Genomic DNA, 18,080 nt, shown 5'->3' on the forward strand with positions numbered 1-18,080 from the left:
TTAAATAAAGAAAAGCTAGAAAACGTTTCAGAGGATATTATGAGTATTGAAATGACCGTCAGTGAGATTGCAGAGGTCTTAGGACTATCTCGTCAAGCAATCAACAATCGTGTCAAAGAACTTCCAGAAGAGGACACGAAAAAAAATGACAAAGGTGTAACTGTAGTTACTCGAAGTGGCTTGATCAAGCTAGAAGAAATCTATAAAAAAACAATTTTTGAAGATGAGCCTGTCAGTGATGATGTCAAACAACGTGAACTGATGGAAATCTTGGTCGATGAGAAAAATGCTGAAATTCTTCGTTTGTATGAGCAGCTCAAGGCAAAAGACCGCCAGTTATCAGAAAAAGATGAACAGATGCGCATTAAAGACCGCCAGATTGCTGAAAAGGACAAACAGTTGGACCAACAGCAACAGTTAACTCTTCAAGCGATGAAGGATCAAGAAACCTTGAAACTCGAGTTGGACCAAGCAAAAGAAGAAGTCCAAGCAAGCAAAAAAGGCTTTTTTGCTCGCCTTTTTGGAGGAAAATAAAGAAGCTGTTTGGGTTACTCACTAACCTAATGGCTTCTTTTATTATTTATAGTTTAGTTTGGGTAGTAATTGAGGTAAATAATGGAAAAATTAAGAGATTATATCGCCTTTGATTTGGAATTCAATCAACACGAGGGGTTCACCCATTTAATTCAAGTATCAGCAGTCCGCTTTCAAGATGGACAAGAAAGTGCTGCTTTTGACTCTTATGTTCATACTACAGCCCCTTTAAAGAGTTTTATCAATGGTTTGACTGGAATCACGGCTGAAACCTTGAAAGATGCGCCAAAGGTAGAACAAGTTTTAAAGGACTTTCAGGCATTTGTTGGCGACTTACCTATCGTTGGTTACAATGCAGCTAAGAGTGATTTGCCTATTCTCTTGGAGCATGGTATTGATTATCGTGACCAGTATAAGGTTGATCTATATGAGGAGGCTTTTGAACGTCGTAGTTCTGACTTACACGGGATAGCCAACCTTAAATTGCAAACTGTAGCGAATTTTTTAGGCTTTCACGGGAAGTCTCATAACAGTTTAGAGGATGCCCGCATGACGGCGCGTGTCTACGAAGCTTTTTTGGAATCAGATGAAGGAAAGCTATTAATAGAAGACCAGAGTAGTTTTTCAATGAATAATCCTTTTGGTGGCTCAGATTTATCCCAATTTTTAGACTAGGAGTGCTTATGAAACCTGAAAAACCTAAAAAGCTAGGTTTTAGGAAGATATACTATAACTTAGATAAGATTTTATTTCTATTTTTCCTGATATTTATGATGGTTGAGTTTGTCTGGTTGCCATTAAATTCATGGATTGCAGGAATGTTACTCAGACAAACAGGTTACTTGTTTATCTCCTACAATAACTTTTGGGCGATTATACAAGGCTCGCCTTTTATCAGTTTAGCCTTTCTCATCTTAATTGCAATCAATCTCCTGGTTGCTTATTTCCAGATTTGTCTTTTGTTTATCGGGGCCCGCCATCTTCTCTATCATGAAAAGAGAACTTTAATAGAGTACAGTAGAAAAGTATTTCACCAGAGCTTTTTATTCGTTAAGCGATTGAGCTTTTGTAAGATGGCCTTTGTCTTTTTTTACATTGCTTTGCTTTTCCCTTTTATTAGGAAAATTTTAAAAATCTACTATCTCAACAAGATTATTATCCCCGATTTTATCGTTACATATCTAGAAGATAAGAACTGGCTAGTAGGGCTGTTGAACATAGCATCCGCTTGGATCTTTCTCTACATTTCTGTTCGTTTCATGTTTGCCCTTCCTAAGATTCTCTTTGAAAGAAAGACAGTAAGAGAAAGTGTGAAATATAGTCTCCAAAAGACGAAGAAAAACGTCCTTTTCTTCTCTTGGCATCTCTTACTCATTATCATTAAAACCTATCTCTTCTTTTTTGGTTTGTTAATTCCCTTGCTTTTTGCGCAAGCATTGATGGATAATTTAACTCAAAAAGAATCCTTGATTCTCGGTGTGATTAATTTTGTCCTGATTAAAAATTTCCATTACATGACCCTGACTTATTTCCTAGTGAAGTTTGTTTCCTTTCTGACAGGAGAAGAGCTAGAGATTATGCCAAGGCGAAAGAAAGATCATCTGATGAGATGGGGTGTCATGGGGTGTGCAAGTATCATTTTTGCCATAGAAGGCTACGTTTATCTGGAATCTCCGGATACCAATACACCTTTAGTGATTTCGCACAGAGGAGTAAGTAATAAAAACGGTGTTCAAAATACTGTGCAGTCTTTAGAAAAAACAGCTCAACTAAAACCAGATCTCATCGAAATGGATGTGCAGGAAACGAAAGACGGTCAGTTCGTGATGATGCACGATGCCAACCTCAAAAATTTAACAGGTATTAATGCTACACCGCAAGATTTGACTCTGGATGAATTAACAAATACAGATATTTACGAGAATGGTTATCAAACAAAGATTTCAAGTTTTGATGATTATTTAGAACGCGCAAATGCTTTAAACCAAAAATTGCTGATTGAGATTAAAACCAGTAAAAAAGATAGTCCACAAATGATGGACCATTTCCTCGAAAAGTATGGGGCGACTATCAAGAAATATGGGCACCAGATACAATCACTAGACTATCATGTGATTGATAAGGTGTTGACTTATGATTCTGAAATTCCAGTTTACTTCATTCTCCCCTATAACAGTATCTTCCCAAGAACCAAGGCGACTGGTTACACTATGGAGTACTCAACTTTGGATGAATACTTTGTCAATAAACTCTGGACAACTGATCAGAGACTCTACGTTTGGACCGTAAATGGTTCTGAGGCATTTGATAAAGCCGTTCGCCTCGGCGCAGATGGCATGATAACGGATGATCTTGAAATGGTCCAGTCACAAGTCACAATGGCTCAAGACGATCCGGAATATACGGAATTACTCTTAAAGAAAGCCATGGGATTTTTTGACTTCTAAGAAAAAAGAGAAACATTTGTTTCTCTTTTCTTATGGATTAGAAAGGCAATTTTCCAGCGAAAGCACCAAGTTTCTTCTTAGTCGTTTCATCAATTTGTTCAAGTGCTGCGTTAATTGCTTGCGCAGTCATGTCAGAAAGGGTTTCGAGATCTTCTGGATCTACAACTGCTGGGTTGAAGTCAATACTGACAACTTTTTTGTCTCCAGTTAGGGTTGCTTGGACAAGGTCCTGAGCTGATTTTCCAACAAATTCCATGGCAGCGAGTTCTGCTTGGCTCTGTTCCATTTGTTTTTGAAGTTTTTGTGCTTGGCGCATCATGTTTTGCATGTTCATCATGGCGGTTTACAGTTTCCTTTTTCTACTATTTTCCTTTTTATTTTATCAATTTTAGGTGCAAAAGTCTATTATTTGTTTAATTCATGAGATATATGAACATTTATAATGAGTCCCTCAAACAACTTTTAAGAAATTTACTAAGCACACCTAGTATTCTTTGCTAAACAAATAATATCATTTAAGTTTTCTTTAAGGTTTGTATTATATTCTAAAGAACTCTATGTTAACCGAACGTTAAGTGTATAATATAGAGGATAACCTAATTTTATTTCTTAATTTGTTATGGTCTTTCCAGATTTAGTAACACATTGTTCACTTTTTACCTTAAATGGTGTGTTGATTAGACTAAATGATGCTCTGTCTTTTCTTCATGATGGAGGCAGATTGTGATATAATAGATGGTAATGAGTTTTTTAGAATAAACTAAAGGAGAAAATATATGATCTATGCAGGAATCCTAGCCGGAGGAACTGGCACACGCATGGGAATCAGTAATTTACCAAAACAATTTTTGGAGTTGGGTGATCGACCAATTTTGATCCACACAATTGAAAAATTTGTTTTGGAACCAAGTATTGAAAAAATTGTAGTTGGAGTTCATGGAGACTGGGTGTCACACGCTGAGGACCTAGTTGACAAGTATCTTTCTCTCCACAAGGATCGCATCATCATTACCAAGGGTGGTGCTGATCGCAATACCAGTATCGAGAAGATTATAGAAGCCATTAATGCCTACCGTCCAATCACTCCAGAAGATATTGTGATTACCCACGACTCTGTTCGTCCCTTTATCACACTTCGCATGATTCAGGACAATATCAAACTGGCGCAAAATCATGATGCGGTTGACACAGTAGTAGAAGCAGTTGATACCATTGTTGAAAGTACCAATGGCCAGTTTATCACTGATATTCCAAATCGTGCTCACCTCTATCAAGGTCAAACACCTCAGACATTCCGCTGCAAGGATTTCATGGATTTGTATGGTTCCCTATCTGATCAAGAAAAGGAAATCCTGACGGATGCATGTAAGATTTTTGTTATCAAAGGAAAAGACGTTGCCCTAGCTAAAGGGGAATATTCAAACCTTAAAATCACAACTGTGACAGACTTGAAAATCGCGAAAAGCATGATTGAGGAAGACTAAGGCTATGATTAATCAAATTTATCAACTGACAAAACCAAAGTTTATCAATGTAAAATACCAAGAAGAGGACATTGATCAGGAGAATCACATCCTTATTCGTCCAAATTATATGGCGGTTTGTCATGCAGATCAACGATACTATCAAGGGAAACGTGATCCAAAGATATTGGCTAAAAAGCTTCCTATGGCCATGATTCACGAGTCTTGTGGAACTGTTATTTCTGATCTAACTGGGACTTATGAAGTTGGTCAAAAGGTAGTTATGATTCCAAATCAACCTCCTTTGCAGAGTGACAAGGAGTTCTACGAGAACTACATGACAGGAACCTACTTCCTATCTAGTGGTCACGATGGTTTTATGCGAGAATTTGTCTCTCTTCCAAAAGACCGAGTCGTTTCTTATAATGACATTGAGGACACAGTTGCAGCCATTACAGAGTTTGTAAGTGTTGGTATGCATGCTGTGGATCGATTCCTGCATCTTGCTCATAGCAAGCGAGAGCGCATCGCTGTTATTGGAGATGGTAGTTTGGCCTTTGTGGTTGCCAATATTATCAATTACACACTACCGGAAGCAGAGATTATCGTTATTGGTCGCCATTGGGAAAAATTGGAGCTCTTCTCTTTTGCAAAAGAGTGCTACATCACGGATAATATCCCAGAGGATTTGACCTTTGATCATGGATTTGAGTGTTGCGGTGGTGATGGTACAGGACCAGCTATCAATGACCTGATTCGCTATATTCGTCCACAGGGAACGATTCTCATGATGGGAGTGAGCGAGTACAAGGTTAATATCAATACGCGAGACTCTTTAGAAAAAGGTTTATTATTGGTCGGTTCGTCTCGTTCAGGACGTGTCGATTTTGAGAAGGCCATTCAAATGATGGAAGTCAAAAAGTTTGCGAATCGTCTGAAGAATATCCTTTATGTTGAAGAGCCTGTGAGAGAAATCAAAGACATTCATCGTGTCTTTGCTACAGACCTTAATACTGCTTTTAAAACAGTATTCAAGTGGGAAGTGTAGAAGATGGAGGTTAATTGTGGAGAAACTCATCAAAGAAAAAATTTCTTCTTTACTATCTGAAGAAGAGGAAGTACTCAGTGTCGAACAGCTGGGAGGCATGACCAACCAAAACTATTTGGTCAAAACAACCAACAAACAGTATATTGTGAAATTTTTTGGTAAAGGGACTGAAAAACTCATCAATCGTCAAAATGAAAAGTACAATCTTGAACTTTTAGAGGATTTAGATTTAGATGTCAAAAATTACCTCTTTGATATTGAGTCAGGGATTAAAGTAAATGAATACATCGAATCGGCAGTAACTCTTGATTCAACATCAATTAAGTCCAAGTTTGAAAAGATTGCACCAATTTTACAAACCATCCACGCTTCAGGGAAAGAATTAAGAGGAGAATTTGTTCCTTTTGAGGAAATCAGCAAATATGAATCCTTGATTGAAGGACCTATCCCTTATGAAAATTATGAAGCTGTAAGAAAAGATGTATTTTCACTAGAAAAGAGATTGGCTGATTTGGGTGTTGATAGAAAGTCCTGTCATATCGATTTGGTACCAGAAAACTTTATCGAGTCACCACAAGGTCGTTTGTATTTGATTGACTGGGAATACTCTTCTATGAATGATCCAATGTGGGATTTGGCAGCTCTTTTCTTAGAGTCTGAATTTACAAAGCAAGAGGAAGATGATTTCCTTTCCTACTATGAAAGTGACAAAACGCCTGTATCACGTGAGAAGATTCGTATCTATAAAATCTTGCAAGATACTATCTGGAGTTTGTGGACAGTGTACAAAGAAGCTCAAGGGGCTGATTTTGGAGATTACGGTGTCAATCGTTACCAAAGAGCTGTCGAAGGTTTGACTTATTATGGAGGTTAGGATGAAGAATAAAAATGGTGTTTCCTTTGGTCTGCTCTCTGGTATCTTCTGGGGATTAGGTCTAACGATTAGTGCTTATATCTTTTCAATTTTTACAAATCTTTCGCCTTTTGTTGTGGCTGCCGCTCATGATTTCTTGAGTATCTTTATCTTGTTAGCTTTTCTTTTGGTAAAAGAAAGAAAAGTTCGTCTCTCGATTTTCTTAAATATTCGAAATGTAAGTGTAATTATCGGAGCTTTACTAGCAGGACCAATAGGTATGCAGGCCAATCTTTATGCGGTTAAATATATCGGTAGTTCACTAGCTTCATCTGTATCAGCTATTTACCCAGCAGTTTCAGTTTTGCTAGCCTTCTTCATTTTGAAACACAAGGTTTCAAAGAATACAGTATTCGGTGTTTTCTTGATTATTGCAGCGATCATTGCTCAAACCTACAAGGTTGAACAAGTTAACTCGTTTTACATTGGGATTCTTTGTGCCCTTATCTGTGCCATTGCCTGGGGGAGTGAAAGTGTTCTCAGCTCGTATGCTATGGAAAGTGATTTAAGTGAAATTGAAGCCTTGTTAATTCGACAAGTAACCTCATTCTTGTCCTATCTTGTGATTGTGCTCTTTTCACACCATTCATTTGCAGAAGTGGCAGATGGGCAATTATTCGGCCTCTTGATTGTCTTTGCGGCCTTTGATATGATTTCCTACTTAGCTTATTATATCGCCATTAATCGTTTGCAACCTGCGAAAGCGACAGGTTTGAATGTGAGCTATGTAGTTTGGACTGTCTTATTTGCAGTTATTTTCTTGGGTGCACCGCTAGATATGCTGACAATCATCACTTCACTTATTGTTATGGCTGGTGTTTATATTATTATTAAAGAATAAAGGAGATTCGTGTGAAAGCGATTATTTTAGCAGCGGGCTTAGGAACTCGTCTACGCCCTATGACTGAAAATACACCAAAAGCTTTGGTTAAGGTTAATCAAAAACCCTTGGTAGAATACCAAATTGAGTTTTTGAAAGAGAGAGGAATTGATGAGATTATCATCGTTGTCGGTTACCTCAAAGAACAATTTGACTACCTAAAAGAAAAATATGGTGTCCGTTTGGTCTTTAACGACAAGTATGCTGATTACAATAATTTTTACTCACTTTATCTAGTAAAAGAAGACTTAGCTAACAGCTATGTTATTGATGCAGATAACTATCTTTTTAAAAATATGTTTCGAAACGATCTTAAACGTTCTACCTATTTTAGTGTTTATCGCGAAGACTGTACCAACGAGTGGTTCTTGGTTTACGGTGATGACTATAAGGTTCAAGACATCATTGTTGACAGCAAAGCTGGTCGCATTCTGAGCGGAGTTTCATTCTGGGATGCACCAACTGCTGAGAAGATTGTTGGCTTTATTGACAAAGCTTACGAAAGTGGTGAATTTGTTGATCTCTACTGGGACAACATGGTTAAGGATAATATCAAAGAATTAGATGTCTATGTCGAAGAATTAGAAGGAAATAGCATCTATGAAATTGATAGTGTAAAAGATTACCATAAGTTAGAAGAGATTTTATCTACTATTAAGTAAGGAAAGAGAAGAAGGCTTGGGCCTTCTTTTTTTGTGGATTTTATAACAAGAATGTTTGATATTGATTGTATTCTTTAAATGAAACAAAAATTACAAAAAAATGAACAAAATAAAACAATAATTATTGACAACGATTTCATATAGTGTTATACTTATTACATAAAAGATAATTGAAAGAAGGGAAAATGTTATGGGATTAGATCATTTCTTTGACAAAAACCTGGTGTTTTGCTTAGAAGCGGATAATCAAGAACAACTCTTTGATCAGGTAGCAAGCTTGTTGGAAGAACGAGAAATTGTCAGTCCAACTTATCGTGAAGCCTTGATCACGCGTGAAAAGTCATTTCCAACTGGTTTAGATATGGAATTTCTAGGAAAGGATTTGCCAAATGTGGCAATCCCTCATACAGATATTGCTCATAATCTAGCTGAGAAAGTAGTGGTTGTTCGATTAGAAAAACCAGTAACTTTTCACAATATGATAGCTCCTGATAAGGAAGTAGCAGTATCCCTACTCTTCTTTATCATTAACAACTCAAGTTCAAGTCAAACAAATATTCTGGCTCAGTTGATGGACTTTTTCACAGGAAATGGACATCTGGAAGAACTATCAAAAATTTCCGAACCAGAAAAACTTTATGCTTACATTTCCGAAGCAACCGCTTAATCTTGTCTATTAAAAAATAAAATCGGAGGAAATCCAAATGATTAAAATTCTTGCTGCCTGCGGTGCAGGTGTTAACTCAAGTCACCAAATTAAAAGTGCTTTAGAAGAAGAACTTTCAAGCCGTGGTTATGATGTTCACTGTGATGCAGTCATGGTGAAAGATGTAAACGAAGACCTTATCAAGGGCTACGATATCTTTACACCAATCGCTGCAACTGACCTTGGTTTTGAACCAGGTATTCCAGTAATTGAAGCTGGACCAATCTTGTTCCGTATTCCAGCGATGAGCGCTCCAGTATTTGACAATATTGAAGCAGCTATCAAAGAACACGGACTAAGCTAATTTATTCTTTATCTTGTTAACATTCATATAACTAAAAAAACGGGAGGAACTATTATGGATGTCATTATCGAACTAGCCAATAAGATTTTCAAGCCAGTCTTGGAAATGGGTGGTCCTATCATCATGCTGATCATCTTGACAGTATTGGCCTTACTATTTGGAGTGAAATTCTCCAAAGCGCTTGAAGGTGGTATCAAACTTGCCATCGCTCTTACTGGTATCGGTGCGATCATCGGTATGCTCAACGGAGCTTTCTCAGCATCTCTTGCGAAATTCGTTGAAAATACTGGTATTCAATTGAACATCACTGACGTTGGTTGGGCACCACTTGCAACCATCACTTGGGGTTCTGCTTGGACACTTTACTTCTTGCTTGTAATGTTGATTGTCAACGTTGTGATGCTTGCAATGAAGAAAACGGACACACTTGATGTCGATATCTTCGATATCTGGCACTTGTCAATTACTGGTCTTTTGATCAAATGGTATGCTGACAACAACGGTGTAAGCCAAGGGGTTTCACTCTTCATCGCGACAGCAGCAGTTGTACTTGTTGGTGTTTTGAAAATCATCAACTCTGACTTGATGAAACCAACTTTTGATGACCTTCTTAACGCACCAAGTTCATCACCAATGACTTCAACACACATGAACTACATGATGAACCCAGTTATCATGGTCTTGGATAAGATCTTCGATAAAGTATTGCCAGGTCTTGATAAATATGACTTCGATGCTGCAAAATTGAACAAGAAAATCGGTTTCTGGGGATCTAAATTCTTCATCGGTTTCATCCTTGGTATCGTTATTGGTTTGATGGGGACTCCACATCCAGTTGCTGGTGTAGAAGGAGCTGATAAATGGGAACTTGTTATTAAAGGTTGGTTGAGCCTTGGTTTGACTGCCGGTGTCTGCTTGGAGCTCTTCTCGCTTATCGGATCTTGGTTCATCGCAGCCGTAGAACCACTTTCACAAGGCATTACAAACGTTGCTACTAAACGTCTTCAAGGACGTAAATTCAACATCGGTCTTGACTGGCCTTTCATCGCTGGTCGTGCTGAAATCTGGGCTTGTGCCAACGTACTTGCACCAATCATGTTGATTGAAGCAGTGCTTCTTTCAAACGTAGGAAATGGTATCTTGCCTCTTGCAGGTATCATCGCCATGGGTGTAACTCCAGCTCTCTTGGTTGTTACTCGTGGTAAATTGCTCCGTATGATCATCTTCGGAACACTCTTGTTGCCACTCTTCCTTCTTTCAGGTACTCTGATTGCACCATTTGCAACTGAACTTGCTAAAGGTGTAGGTGCCTTCCCAGAAGGTGTGAGCCAAACTCAATTGATCACTCACTCAACTCTTGAAGGACCAATCGAAAAACTATTTGGTTGGGCAATCGGTAATGCTACAACAGGTGATATCAAAGCAATCCTTGGTGCAGCAGTCTTCCTTGTATTCTATGTAGGTATCTTTGCTTGGTATAGAAAACAAATGATCAAACGTAACGAAGAATACGCAGCAAATGCTAAATAATTCGCTCCTATAAAATGTAAATTGTGAAAACTAGGTTGTTAATTTCCTACATTGGGAGTGGCAACCTAGTTTTTTATATAGAAATCTAAAAATAGTTGGAGAACATTATGGTAATTGAAATCAAATCAGACCAGTTAACGGTCCAGTTTAAAACCTTAGGTGGCGCCTTGTCGTCGATCAAGGATCGAGAAGGCATTGAGTATTTGTGGCAAGGTGATGCCACTTACTGGAATGGACAAGCCCCAGTACTTTTTCCAATCTGCGGCTCTTTGAGAGAAGATACAGCATTCTACAGTCATGAAGATGGAACGGAGACGAAAGGAAATATTCCTCGTCATGGTTTGGTCCGTAAAAAAGAATTTGACTTAGTTGATCAAACAGAAAACAGCGTAACCTTTGCTATCGAATATGATGAGAATACTTATCAGAACTATCCTTATCATTTCCGCCTTGAAATCACTTATCTAGTGACTGGCAAGACTGTTCGTACTCAATACAAAGTTTTCAATAAAGAAACTAGTAAGGTCATGCCATACTTTATTGGTGGACATCCAGGCTTTAATTGTCCTCTACTAGATGGTGAAACTTATGAAGATTACTATTTAGAGTTTGAGAAAGAAGAGACTTGCTCTGTTCCACGTCCTTTCCCAGAAACTGGCATGTTAGACTTTCAAGATAGAAGTCCATGGTTGGATTCGCAAAAGGAAGTGGATCTCAGTTACGATCTGTTTAGTGTTGATGCAGTGACCTTGGATGAGTTGCAATCCAGAACAATTGCCCTTCGTTCTCGTAAGCATGAGAAGGGATTAAAAGTACACTTCCAAGAGTTCTCAAATCTCATCATTTGGTCAACTTTGAATAAGGGACCATTCATTGCCTTTGAACCATGGTCTGGCTTATCAACATCTCTTGAAGAAGGAGATCATTTAGAAGATAAGAAAAACGTTCGTCTCTTAGAAGCTGGTCAAGTGGAACAAATTGGTTTTGATATTGAAATATTTTAGATAAAAAACCACAAAAACAAACATTTACTGTTGACTTTTTATAAAAATAGGAGTATATTATGTTTGTAAGCAACAAATGATATTTGTAACAAACAAATAATCACTTGTTATATTCTCTTTCGAGGAGAAAGTTTGTTTCTAGGAACTTGATTTCCTGGACTTGGATAAGGTGATATTCATCTCATTCAATCAAATTTGTCACTAAACTGTTAGAAAGTCTTTTGTAGGTAAACTGCTAGCTATAAAAGTCTTTACTAGCCTAGAATAATAAAAAGGAGTATACAATATGTCTATTGTTATCGGTGCAGATGCTGCAGGTTTGAGATTGAAAGAAGTTGTGAAAGACTTCTTGGAAAAAGAAAACTTCCACGTTGTGGATGTTACAGCTGAAGGTCAAGACTTTGTTGATGTGACTCTTGCTGTTGCTGCAGAAGTAAACAAAGAAGAACAAAATCTTGGTATCGTGATTGATGCTTATGGTGCTGGTCCATTTATGGTCGCAACTAAAATTAAAGGAATGGTTGCCGCAGAAGTATCTGACGAACGCTCAGCTTATATGACTCGTGGACACAACAACTCACGTATGATCACTATGGGTGCACAACTTGTTGGTGATGAATTGGCTAAAAATATTGCTAAAGGTTTTGTTAACGGTAAATACGACGGTGGTCGTCACCAAATTCGTGTTGATATGTTGAACAAAATGTGCTAATTAGATTACAGTAAGAAAGGTAAGTTAAAATGAGAATTGCAATTGGATGTGACCACATCGTAACAGATGAAAAAATGGCGGTTTCAGAATTTTTGAAATCAAAAGGATATGAAGTCATCGACTTTGGTACCTATGACCACACACGTACTCACTACCCAATCTTTGGTAAAAAAGTTGGTGAAGCCGTTACAAGCGGTCAAGCTGATCTTGGGGTATGTATCTGTGGTACTGGTGTTGGTATCAATAACGCTGTTAACAAAGTTCCAGGTGTACGCTCTGCCTTGGTTCGTGATATGACAACAGCACTTTATGCCAAAGAGCAGTTGAATGCCAACGTTATTGGTTTTGGTGGTAAGATTACTGGTGAATTGCTCATGTGCGACATCATTGAAGCTTTCATCAATGCTGAATACAAACCATCAGAAGAAAATAAAAAATTGATTGCGAAAATCGAGCACGTTGAAACTCACAATGCTCATCAAGCAGATGCAAACTTCTTTACAGAATTCCTTGAAAAATGGGATCGCGGTGAATACCACGACTAAGAGGTGACACATGATTTTAACAGTCACAATGAATCCATCCATTGATATTTCTTATCCTTTGGATGAATTAAAAATTGACACTGTCAACCGTGTGGTGGACGTGACCAAGACAGCTGGTGGTAAAGGGCTCAATGTTACACGAGTTCTTTCAGAATTTGGTGATTCTGTTGTTGCTACTGGTTTGGTCGGTGGTAAACTTGGTGAGTTTTTAGTAGAACATATCGACAATAACGTAACGAAACGTTTCTTCTCCATTCAAGGAGAGACTCGTAACTGTATCGCTATTCTGCACGGAGACAACCAAACAGAAATCCTTGAAAAAGGGCCTGAAGTATTGGAACAAGAAGGTCAAGATTTCTTGGCTCATTTCAGAAATATCCTTGACACTGTGGAAGTAGTTGCTATCTCTGGTAGTCTGCCAGCAGGTCTTCCAGTTGATTACTATGCGAGCTTAGTAGAACTTGCTAATCAAGCAAGGAAACCTGTTGTTCTAGACTGCTCAGGTGCAGCTCTTCAGGCTGTCCTTGAATCACCACATAAACCAACAGTAATCAAACCGAATAACGAAGAATTGTCTCAGCTTCTTGGGAAAGAAGTTTCTGAGGATTTGGATGAATTAAAAGAAGTTCTTCAAGAGCCTCTATTTGCAGGGATTGAGTGGATTATCGTGTCACTTGGTGCAAATGGTGCTTTTGCAAAACATGGGGACACTTTCTATAAAGTAGATATTCCAAGAATTCAGGTAGTCAATCCAGTTGGATCTGGAGATTCTACTGTTGCAGGTATTTCATCAGGTCTTCTTCATAAGGAATCTGATCAAGAACTCCTCATCAAGGCCAATGTCCTTGGTATGCTCAATGCCCAAGAAAAGATGACAGGTCATGTCAATATGGCCAACTATCAAGCTTTATATGATCAATTAATAGTAAAAGAGGTATAAAATGGTTTTAACAGAAAATAAACGTGCATGCTTGCAAAAACTCTCTGACGAGAACGGCATTATCTCAGCTCTTGCCTTTGACCAACGTGGTGCTTTGAAACGCCTCATGGCTCAATACCAAACAGAAGAGCCAACAGTTGCTCAAATGGAAGAACTTAAGGTATTGGTTGCAGATGAATTGACAAAATACGCATCATCAATGCTCCTTGACCCTGAGTACGGACTTCCAGCTACAAAAGCGCTTGATGCTAATGCTGGTCTTCTCCTTGCGTATGAAAAAACTGGTTACGATACAACAAGCACCAAACGCTTGCCTGACTGCTTGGATATTTGGTCTGCCAAACGCATCAAGGAACAAGGCGCAGATGCTGTGAAGTTCTTGCTTTACTATGACGTAGACAGCGCTGACGAACTCAACCAAGAAAAACAAGCCTACATCGAACGTATTGGTTCTGAGTGTGTGGCGGAAGACATTCCCTTCTTCCTTGAAATCTTGGCTTACGATGAAAAAATTGCGGACGCAGGTTCTGCAGAATACGCAAAAGTAAAACCACACAAGGTTATTGGTGCTATGAAGGTCTTCTCAGACCCACGCTTCAACATCGATGTCTTGAAAGTGGAAGTTCCAGTCAACGTTAAATACGTTGAAGGCTTTGGTGATGGAGAAATCGTTCATACTCGCGAAGAAGCAGCAGCCTTCTTCAAAGCTCAAGACGAAGCAACTAACTTGCCATACATCTACTTGAGTGCTGGAGTGTCAGCTAAACTCTTCCAAGAAACACTTGTCTTTGCCCACGAATCAGGCGCAAACTTCAACGGAGTTCTTTGCGGCCGTGCAACTTGGGCTGGATCAGTCGAAGCTTACATCAAAGATGGTGAAGCAGCAGCTCGTGAATGGCTACGTACAACAGGTTTTGAGAACATTGACGAACTCAACAAGGTTCTTCAAACAACAGCAACTTCATGGACTGAACGTGTATAAGTTTCCCTCTAATCTTAGGAACATTGATCTAAAAAAATTTAAAAAAAGTTGAATGCTAAGTGTCTAGAGTTTTGGGAAAGTGAAAAATTAAATATCATATAACCTGAGAGAGTGAGAAAATCGCTCTCTTTTTTCGTTGCAAAAATTAAAGAAAGGAGAAAAATGTCAGATAATATTGAAATTGTTATGGATATAGCTGTGAATAAATCGCCATCAGCTGGTGATAAGAAAGGATAAACCAAATGACAAGACAAGCGCAACAATCACGTGATCTAGTATTGAAAGAAATTATGCAGTCACAAAATATGACAAGAACGAGAGCTCATTTAATTTTGAAAGAGTTAGAGGGACTTGGTTTGTTTCAGTTTTCTGATACTGGTCAGTTTTTGTTAAAAGTAGGTGTTTAGTATGGAGCGAATTTCTGCAAGACAAGTTCAATCAAGTGAAAGATTTTATAGAATACCAAAAATATTTGTTGAATCACCACTTTATAAACCGATGAGTACAGATGCTAAATTCACATACGCTATCTTGAAAGACCGTTTTGAACTATCTCTTAGAAATAACTGGATTGATAAAAATGGAGATGTCTATCTGATTTATACAATTACTGAACTCCAAGAAATTTTAGGCTATGGAAATAAAAAAGTTATTAAACTAAAAAAAGAGCTTCAGGAATACGGCCTCTTAGAAGAAGTTCGACAAGGTTTGAATAAGCCTAATCTACTGTACTTAGGCAATATTGACTATCAAGTTCCCCCTACTGAAGAAATTTACTCCCAACCATTGGAAACGGCGGAAATGTCAAAACGACACTTCCAAAAAAATCAAGGAAATGTCAAAATAACATCTCAAAAAATGTCGAAACAACACGCTAATGATACTGAGAATAACGAGACTGAATTATCTAATGATACTAATCGATACGAAGACGAGTCGGCTTTATCTGATTTATCAATTTCTGAAGCGTTTAGAATGGGGCAACATGGTTTTCTTTCTCCTCAACTAGTTCAGAAACTCAGTTTGTTTGGAAAAGATGCAAAAATTCTTGAAAATAAAATCTATCAATCTAAACGTCAAGTTGAGAAGAATTACAACAACCTCTTAGCTGATCAGGAAATTTATGGAGAGGTTTGGCTGCAAGATCTTGAACGTGAGCTTGATAAATTGATTTTCAAAATTAAAACAGGAGAGGCTGAAGAAAAACCAATCCAGAATGTCCCAGCCTACTTCTACAAAATGATGATACATTTCTGGAAGATGGCTCTACTCATTGAAAAAGAACATGGTTTCCTGGAGGTATCAGGACAAAGTGAGTATGCTAGAAAATTCCCTGATGAGTGTCCTAGTCTGATTGCATACTATTATCCAGATAAATTGTCGGAGACGAAACTTAATAGCTATTTATCAGAATTGTCTAAGGGAGTTGAAACATGTTAAAAAATGAATTTAGACCAATTGATGGTAAAGTGCTAACGATAGGTCGTAGCCCGAATGAGAAAATTTACATGGTTCCTAAAGCTGTTTTTGATTTACCGAAAAAAGAAAGAGCTGAGAAACTCAGCCAAATTTTCTCATCATGGCAACAGAAAGAGGATTGATTTCATGGGATTGTTTAAGCTAGGGTTAATGATTATATTCGTCATCGGTTTATTATTGCTCTTTGGTTGTACTATTGGCAAAGTTATAAAGGAAGTGGATAATGCTTCTTTGCTGGATGATGAAATACTATCAAGTCCAAATGATGAAGGAGACAAGTAGATGTGAGGAAACAAACACAAAATCGTATTAAAGAATTACGAAAGCAGTCTAGACTGTCTCAGCAAGCCTTGGCTGATCAGATAGGAGTGTTTCGCAACACAATATCTAACTGGGAGACAGGATACAGTCAGATAAGTCTTGAAAATGCTAAAAAAGTAGCCGAATACTTCGGGGTAACTATCGAATACCTGTTAGAATCAGATAAAACTTAGTACAGAAAAACCATATTGACCGAGAAGTCGTTAAACTATAGACCTTTGAAAACTGAATACAAGGCTTGCCCTGATGCAGCGTGGCTATGGATAAAAAAGAAACGGGGGCGAGTAGCAAACTAGAAAAGGATATCTAGTCCAGCCACTGAACGAAAAAGCATGACAACTGTCATAAGCTGAAGGAGTAAGGGTTACTAGACTATAAACCCAGCGTATAAAATACCGATGTAAAAATACGTTTTTACACAGCACGGCGTAAATTTCGCCTTTCAACTTCAAGGAGAAATCTATGATAGATGAAATAACGGTCAGCCTAAAGGACTTAAAAGTTTTAGGAAAACAAGGAGGTGCGACGGCTCGTTTAGAGGACGGCACAGACCTTATCCTGAAGCCAGACTATGCAGTCAAACAGGCTAAAGGATACGTAGACGGTCTTTTAAGGGATGTTGAATTTCATTTGCCTTATAAAAAGGTTTATGGTCAAATTCGCACTATTAAGAGAGATGCACAAGTTATAGCTCGAAAAGTTAAGACACCATCGGGAATGGAACTTCGTTTAACTGGAAGAGGTTATAATCGCCAAACTAAATAAAGAAAAGGAAAAATCAAAATGAACAAGAAAAATGTATTAGCTGCACTAGCACTTTCAACTATCGCACTTGCACAAGCTGGTTATGTATCAGCAGACGAGCTTGCACCAATTGATTCTTCTGCTCCAGCAACAGAAGTCGTTACGCCAACAACACCTAGTGCTTCAACAGAAACAGAGGCACCAGCAACTCAGCCAACAGAGCCAGTTACTCCAGCTGACCCAACAACACCAAGCGTACAAGACAAAGACAACGCAGGAAGTCTTGATGGAGTGACAACTGATAAACCAGCACCTTCAGACAAGCCACAGGACAAGGATAATGCAGGTAGCCTCGATGGTGTGCCAACACCATCAGATAAACCACAAGACAAAGACAACCCAGGAAGTCTTGACGGAGTGACAACTGATAAACCAGCACCTTCAGACAAGCCACAGGACAAGGATAATGCAGGTAGTCTTGATGGTGTTCCAGATGAACAGCCAAAAACTACTGATCAAGCGAACCAACAAGGGAAGTCACAAATTGGAACTACTTCAACTTCAACAGGTCAAGTAGTGCATGACGTGACAAAAGAACCAGTTGAAACAAATACAGGAGTTGCAATTGTCAGCACTCAAAATGGTAACGTAGTCCTTTCGGATGGTTCTGTAGTGGCTCCAGAAGAAGTTGGCGGAACAGTTAACGAAGATAAGACTATCTCTGTTACTGACAAAGATGGCAAGCTCAAAACACTCCCAAATACAGGGACAGCAGAAAGCATTCTAGGTACTATTGGGGCTATGTTGTTGACGGCAGTAGGTTATTTCTACAAGAAGAAACTATTTTAATTAAGTGAAGGAGAAAG

Annotated in this window: 24 protein-coding genes; 23 read left to right on the top strand and 1 reads right to left on the bottom strand. The window is 38.4% G+C overall.

Going from position 1 to position 18,080, the window contains the following annotated elements:
* Positions 1 to 39 precede the first annotated feature (39 nt).
* The 3 genes from rocS to SORDD25_RS00575 all read left to right on the top strand — a co-directional run bounded on the left by rocS (position 40) and on the right by SORDD25_RS00575 (position 2,981).
* Positions 40 to 534 (top strand): chromosome segregation protein RocS, encoded by a 495-nt coding sequence (rocS, locus tag SORDD25_RS00565; protein WP_061852227.1) that lies wholly within the window; start codon positions 40 to 42, stop codon positions 532 to 534.
* 81 nt (positions 535 to 615) lie between these two features.
* On the top strand, positions 616 to 1,209 hold the full coding sequence (locus SORDD25_RS00570) for a 3'-5' exonuclease (protein ID WP_061852228.1): 594 nt from the start codon (positions 616 to 618) through the stop codon (positions 1,207 to 1,209).
* A gap of 8 nt (positions 1,210 to 1,217) precedes the next feature.
* Positions 1,218 to 2,981 (top strand): glycerophosphoryl diester phosphodiesterase membrane domain-containing protein, encoded by a 1,764-nt coding sequence (locus tag SORDD25_RS00575; protein WP_061852229.1) that lies wholly within the window; start codon positions 1,218 to 1,220, stop codon positions 2,979 to 2,981.
* Between the two features lie 37 nt (positions 2,982 to 3,018).
* Here SORDD25_RS00575 and SORDD25_RS00580 read toward each other — a convergent pair whose 3' ends face one another.
* Positions 3,019 to 3,318: a YbaB/EbfC family nucleoid-associated protein gene (locus SORDD25_RS00580; protein WP_000981515.1), complete on the bottom strand. Its 300-nt coding sequence runs from the start codon at positions 3,316 to 3,318 to the stop codon at positions 3,019 to 3,021.
* Between the two features lie 439 nt (positions 3,319 to 3,757).
* Between SORDD25_RS00580 and SORDD25_RS00585 the strand changes: the two genes are divergently transcribed.
* The 20 genes from SORDD25_RS00585 to SORDD25_RS00665 all read left to right on the top strand — a co-directional run bounded on the left by SORDD25_RS00585 (position 3,758) and on the right by SORDD25_RS00665 (position 18,063).
* Positions 3,758 to 4,465, top strand: coding sequence for an IspD/TarI family cytidylyltransferase (locus SORDD25_RS00585; protein WP_061852230.1), 708 nt, complete (start codon positions 3,758 to 3,760; stop codon positions 4,463 to 4,465).
* Between the two features lie 4 nt (positions 4,466 to 4,469).
* Positions 4,470 to 5,492, top strand: coding sequence for a ribitol-5-phosphate dehydrogenase (locus SORDD25_RS00590; protein ID WP_061852231.1), 1,023 nt, complete (start codon positions 4,470 to 4,472; stop codon positions 5,490 to 5,492).
* A gap of 16 nt (positions 5,493 to 5,508) precedes the next feature.
* A complete protein-coding gene (locus tag SORDD25_RS00595) occupies positions 5,509 to 6,366 on the top strand; it encodes a phosphotransferase family protein (protein ID WP_061852232.1) in 858 nt (285 codons plus the stop codon).
* A 1-nt stretch (position 6,367) separates the two neighbouring features.
* Positions 6,368 to 7,246: a DMT family transporter gene (locus SORDD25_RS00600; protein ID WP_000791842.1), complete on the top strand. Its 879-nt coding sequence runs from the start codon at positions 6,368 to 6,370 to the stop codon at positions 7,244 to 7,246.
* Positions 7,247 to 7,257: 11 nt separating this feature from the next.
* Positions 7,258 to 7,947 carry a sugar phosphate nucleotidyltransferase gene (locus tag SORDD25_RS00605; RefSeq protein WP_000643951.1) on the top strand — a complete coding sequence of 230 codons (690 nt, stop codon included), beginning with the start codon at positions 7,258 to 7,260 and terminating at the stop codon, positions 7,945 to 7,947.
* 190 nt (positions 7,948 to 8,137) lie between these two features.
* Positions 8,138 to 8,614 carry a PTS sugar transporter subunit IIA gene (locus SORDD25_RS00610; RefSeq protein WP_061852233.1) on the top strand — a complete coding sequence of 159 codons (477 nt, stop codon included), beginning with the start codon at positions 8,138 to 8,140 and terminating at the stop codon, positions 8,612 to 8,614.
* 37 nt (positions 8,615 to 8,651) lie between these two features.
* Positions 8,652 to 8,957, top strand: a complete 306-nt coding sequence (locus SORDD25_RS00615; RefSeq protein ID WP_061852234.1) for a PTS sugar transporter subunit IIB — start codon at positions 8,652 to 8,654, stop codon at positions 8,955 to 8,957.
* Between the two features lie 54 nt (positions 8,958 to 9,011).
* Positions 9,012 to 10,487 (top strand): PTS galactitol transporter subunit IIC, encoded by a 1,476-nt coding sequence (locus tag SORDD25_RS00620; protein WP_061409253.1) that lies wholly within the window; start codon positions 9,012 to 9,014, stop codon positions 10,485 to 10,487.
* 107 nt (positions 10,488 to 10,594) lie between these two features.
* Positions 10,595 to 11,491, top strand: coding sequence for an aldose 1-epimerase family protein (locus SORDD25_RS08995; RefSeq protein WP_081103621.1), 897 nt, complete (start codon positions 10,595 to 10,597; stop codon positions 11,489 to 11,491).
* A 286-nt stretch (positions 11,492 to 11,777) separates the two neighbouring features.
* Positions 11,778 to 12,203, top strand: a complete 426-nt coding sequence (lacA, locus tag SORDD25_RS00630) for a galactose-6-phosphate isomerase subunit LacA (RefSeq protein WP_000029277.1) — start codon at positions 11,778 to 11,780, stop codon at positions 12,201 to 12,203.
* Between the two features lie 29 nt (positions 12,204 to 12,232).
* On the top strand, positions 12,233 to 12,748 hold the full coding sequence (gene lacB, locus SORDD25_RS00635; RefSeq protein ID WP_001216921.1) for a galactose-6-phosphate isomerase subunit LacB: 516 nt from the start codon (positions 12,233 to 12,235) through the stop codon (positions 12,746 to 12,748).
* A 10-nt stretch (positions 12,749 to 12,758) separates the two neighbouring features.
* Entirely contained in the window at positions 12,759 to 13,688 is a 930-nt protein-coding gene (locus SORDD25_RS00640) for a tagatose-6-phosphate kinase (protein ID WP_061852235.1), read from the top strand.
* Position 13,689: 1 nt separating this feature from the next.
* Complete coding sequence (gene lacD, locus SORDD25_RS00645) at positions 13,690 to 14,670, top strand: tagatose-bisphosphate aldolase (protein ID WP_061852236.1); 981 nt, start codon at positions 13,690 to 13,692, stop codon at positions 14,668 to 14,670.
* 242 nt (positions 14,671 to 14,912) lie between these two features.
* Entirely contained in the window at positions 14,913 to 15,077 is a 165-nt protein-coding gene (locus tag SORDD25_RS09320) for a hypothetical protein (RefSeq protein WP_193750104.1), read from the top strand.
* Between the two features lies 1 nt (position 15,078).
* Positions 15,079 to 16,110, top strand: a complete 1,032-nt coding sequence (locus SORDD25_RS00650; protein ID WP_061852237.1) for a replication initiator protein A — start codon at positions 15,079 to 15,081, stop codon at positions 16,108 to 16,110.
* On the top strand, positions 16,104 to 16,271 hold the full coding sequence (locus SORDD25_RS09325) for a hypothetical protein (protein ID WP_193750105.1): 168 nt from the start codon (positions 16,104 to 16,106) through the stop codon (positions 16,269 to 16,271). Before SORDD25_RS00650 ends, SORDD25_RS09325 begins: the two co-directional genes overlap by 7 nt.
* Before the next feature lie 4 nt (positions 16,272 to 16,275).
* A complete protein-coding gene (locus SORDD25_RS09330; RefSeq protein ID WP_000522391.1) occupies positions 16,276 to 16,431 on the top strand; it encodes a hypothetical protein in 156 nt (51 codons plus the stop codon).
* 2 nt (positions 16,432 to 16,433) lie between these two features.
* Positions 16,434 to 16,643 carry a helix-turn-helix transcriptional regulator gene (locus SORDD25_RS00655; protein ID WP_061852238.1) on the top strand — a complete coding sequence of 70 codons (210 nt, stop codon included), beginning with the start codon at positions 16,434 to 16,436 and terminating at the stop codon, positions 16,641 to 16,643.
* 289 nt (positions 16,644 to 16,932) lie between these two features.
* Positions 16,933 to 17,235 carry a hypothetical protein gene (locus SORDD25_RS00660; protein ID WP_061852239.1) on the top strand — a complete coding sequence of 101 codons (303 nt, stop codon included), beginning with the start codon at positions 16,933 to 16,935 and terminating at the stop codon, positions 17,233 to 17,235.
* An 18-nt stretch (positions 17,236 to 17,253) separates the two neighbouring features.
* The gene (locus SORDD25_RS00665) at positions 17,254 to 18,063 is read left to right on the top strand and encodes an LPXTG cell wall anchor domain-containing protein (protein WP_061852240.1); all 810 of its coding nucleotides are present in this window, start codon (positions 17,254 to 17,256) and stop codon (positions 18,061 to 18,063) included.
* The last annotated feature ends 17 nt before the right edge of the window (positions 18,064 to 18,080 follow it).

This window comes from Streptococcus oralis (genome assembly GCF_001579525.1).
Taxonomy (GTDB): Bacteria; Bacillota; Bacilli; order Lactobacillales; family Streptococcaceae; genus Streptococcus; species Streptococcus oralis_M.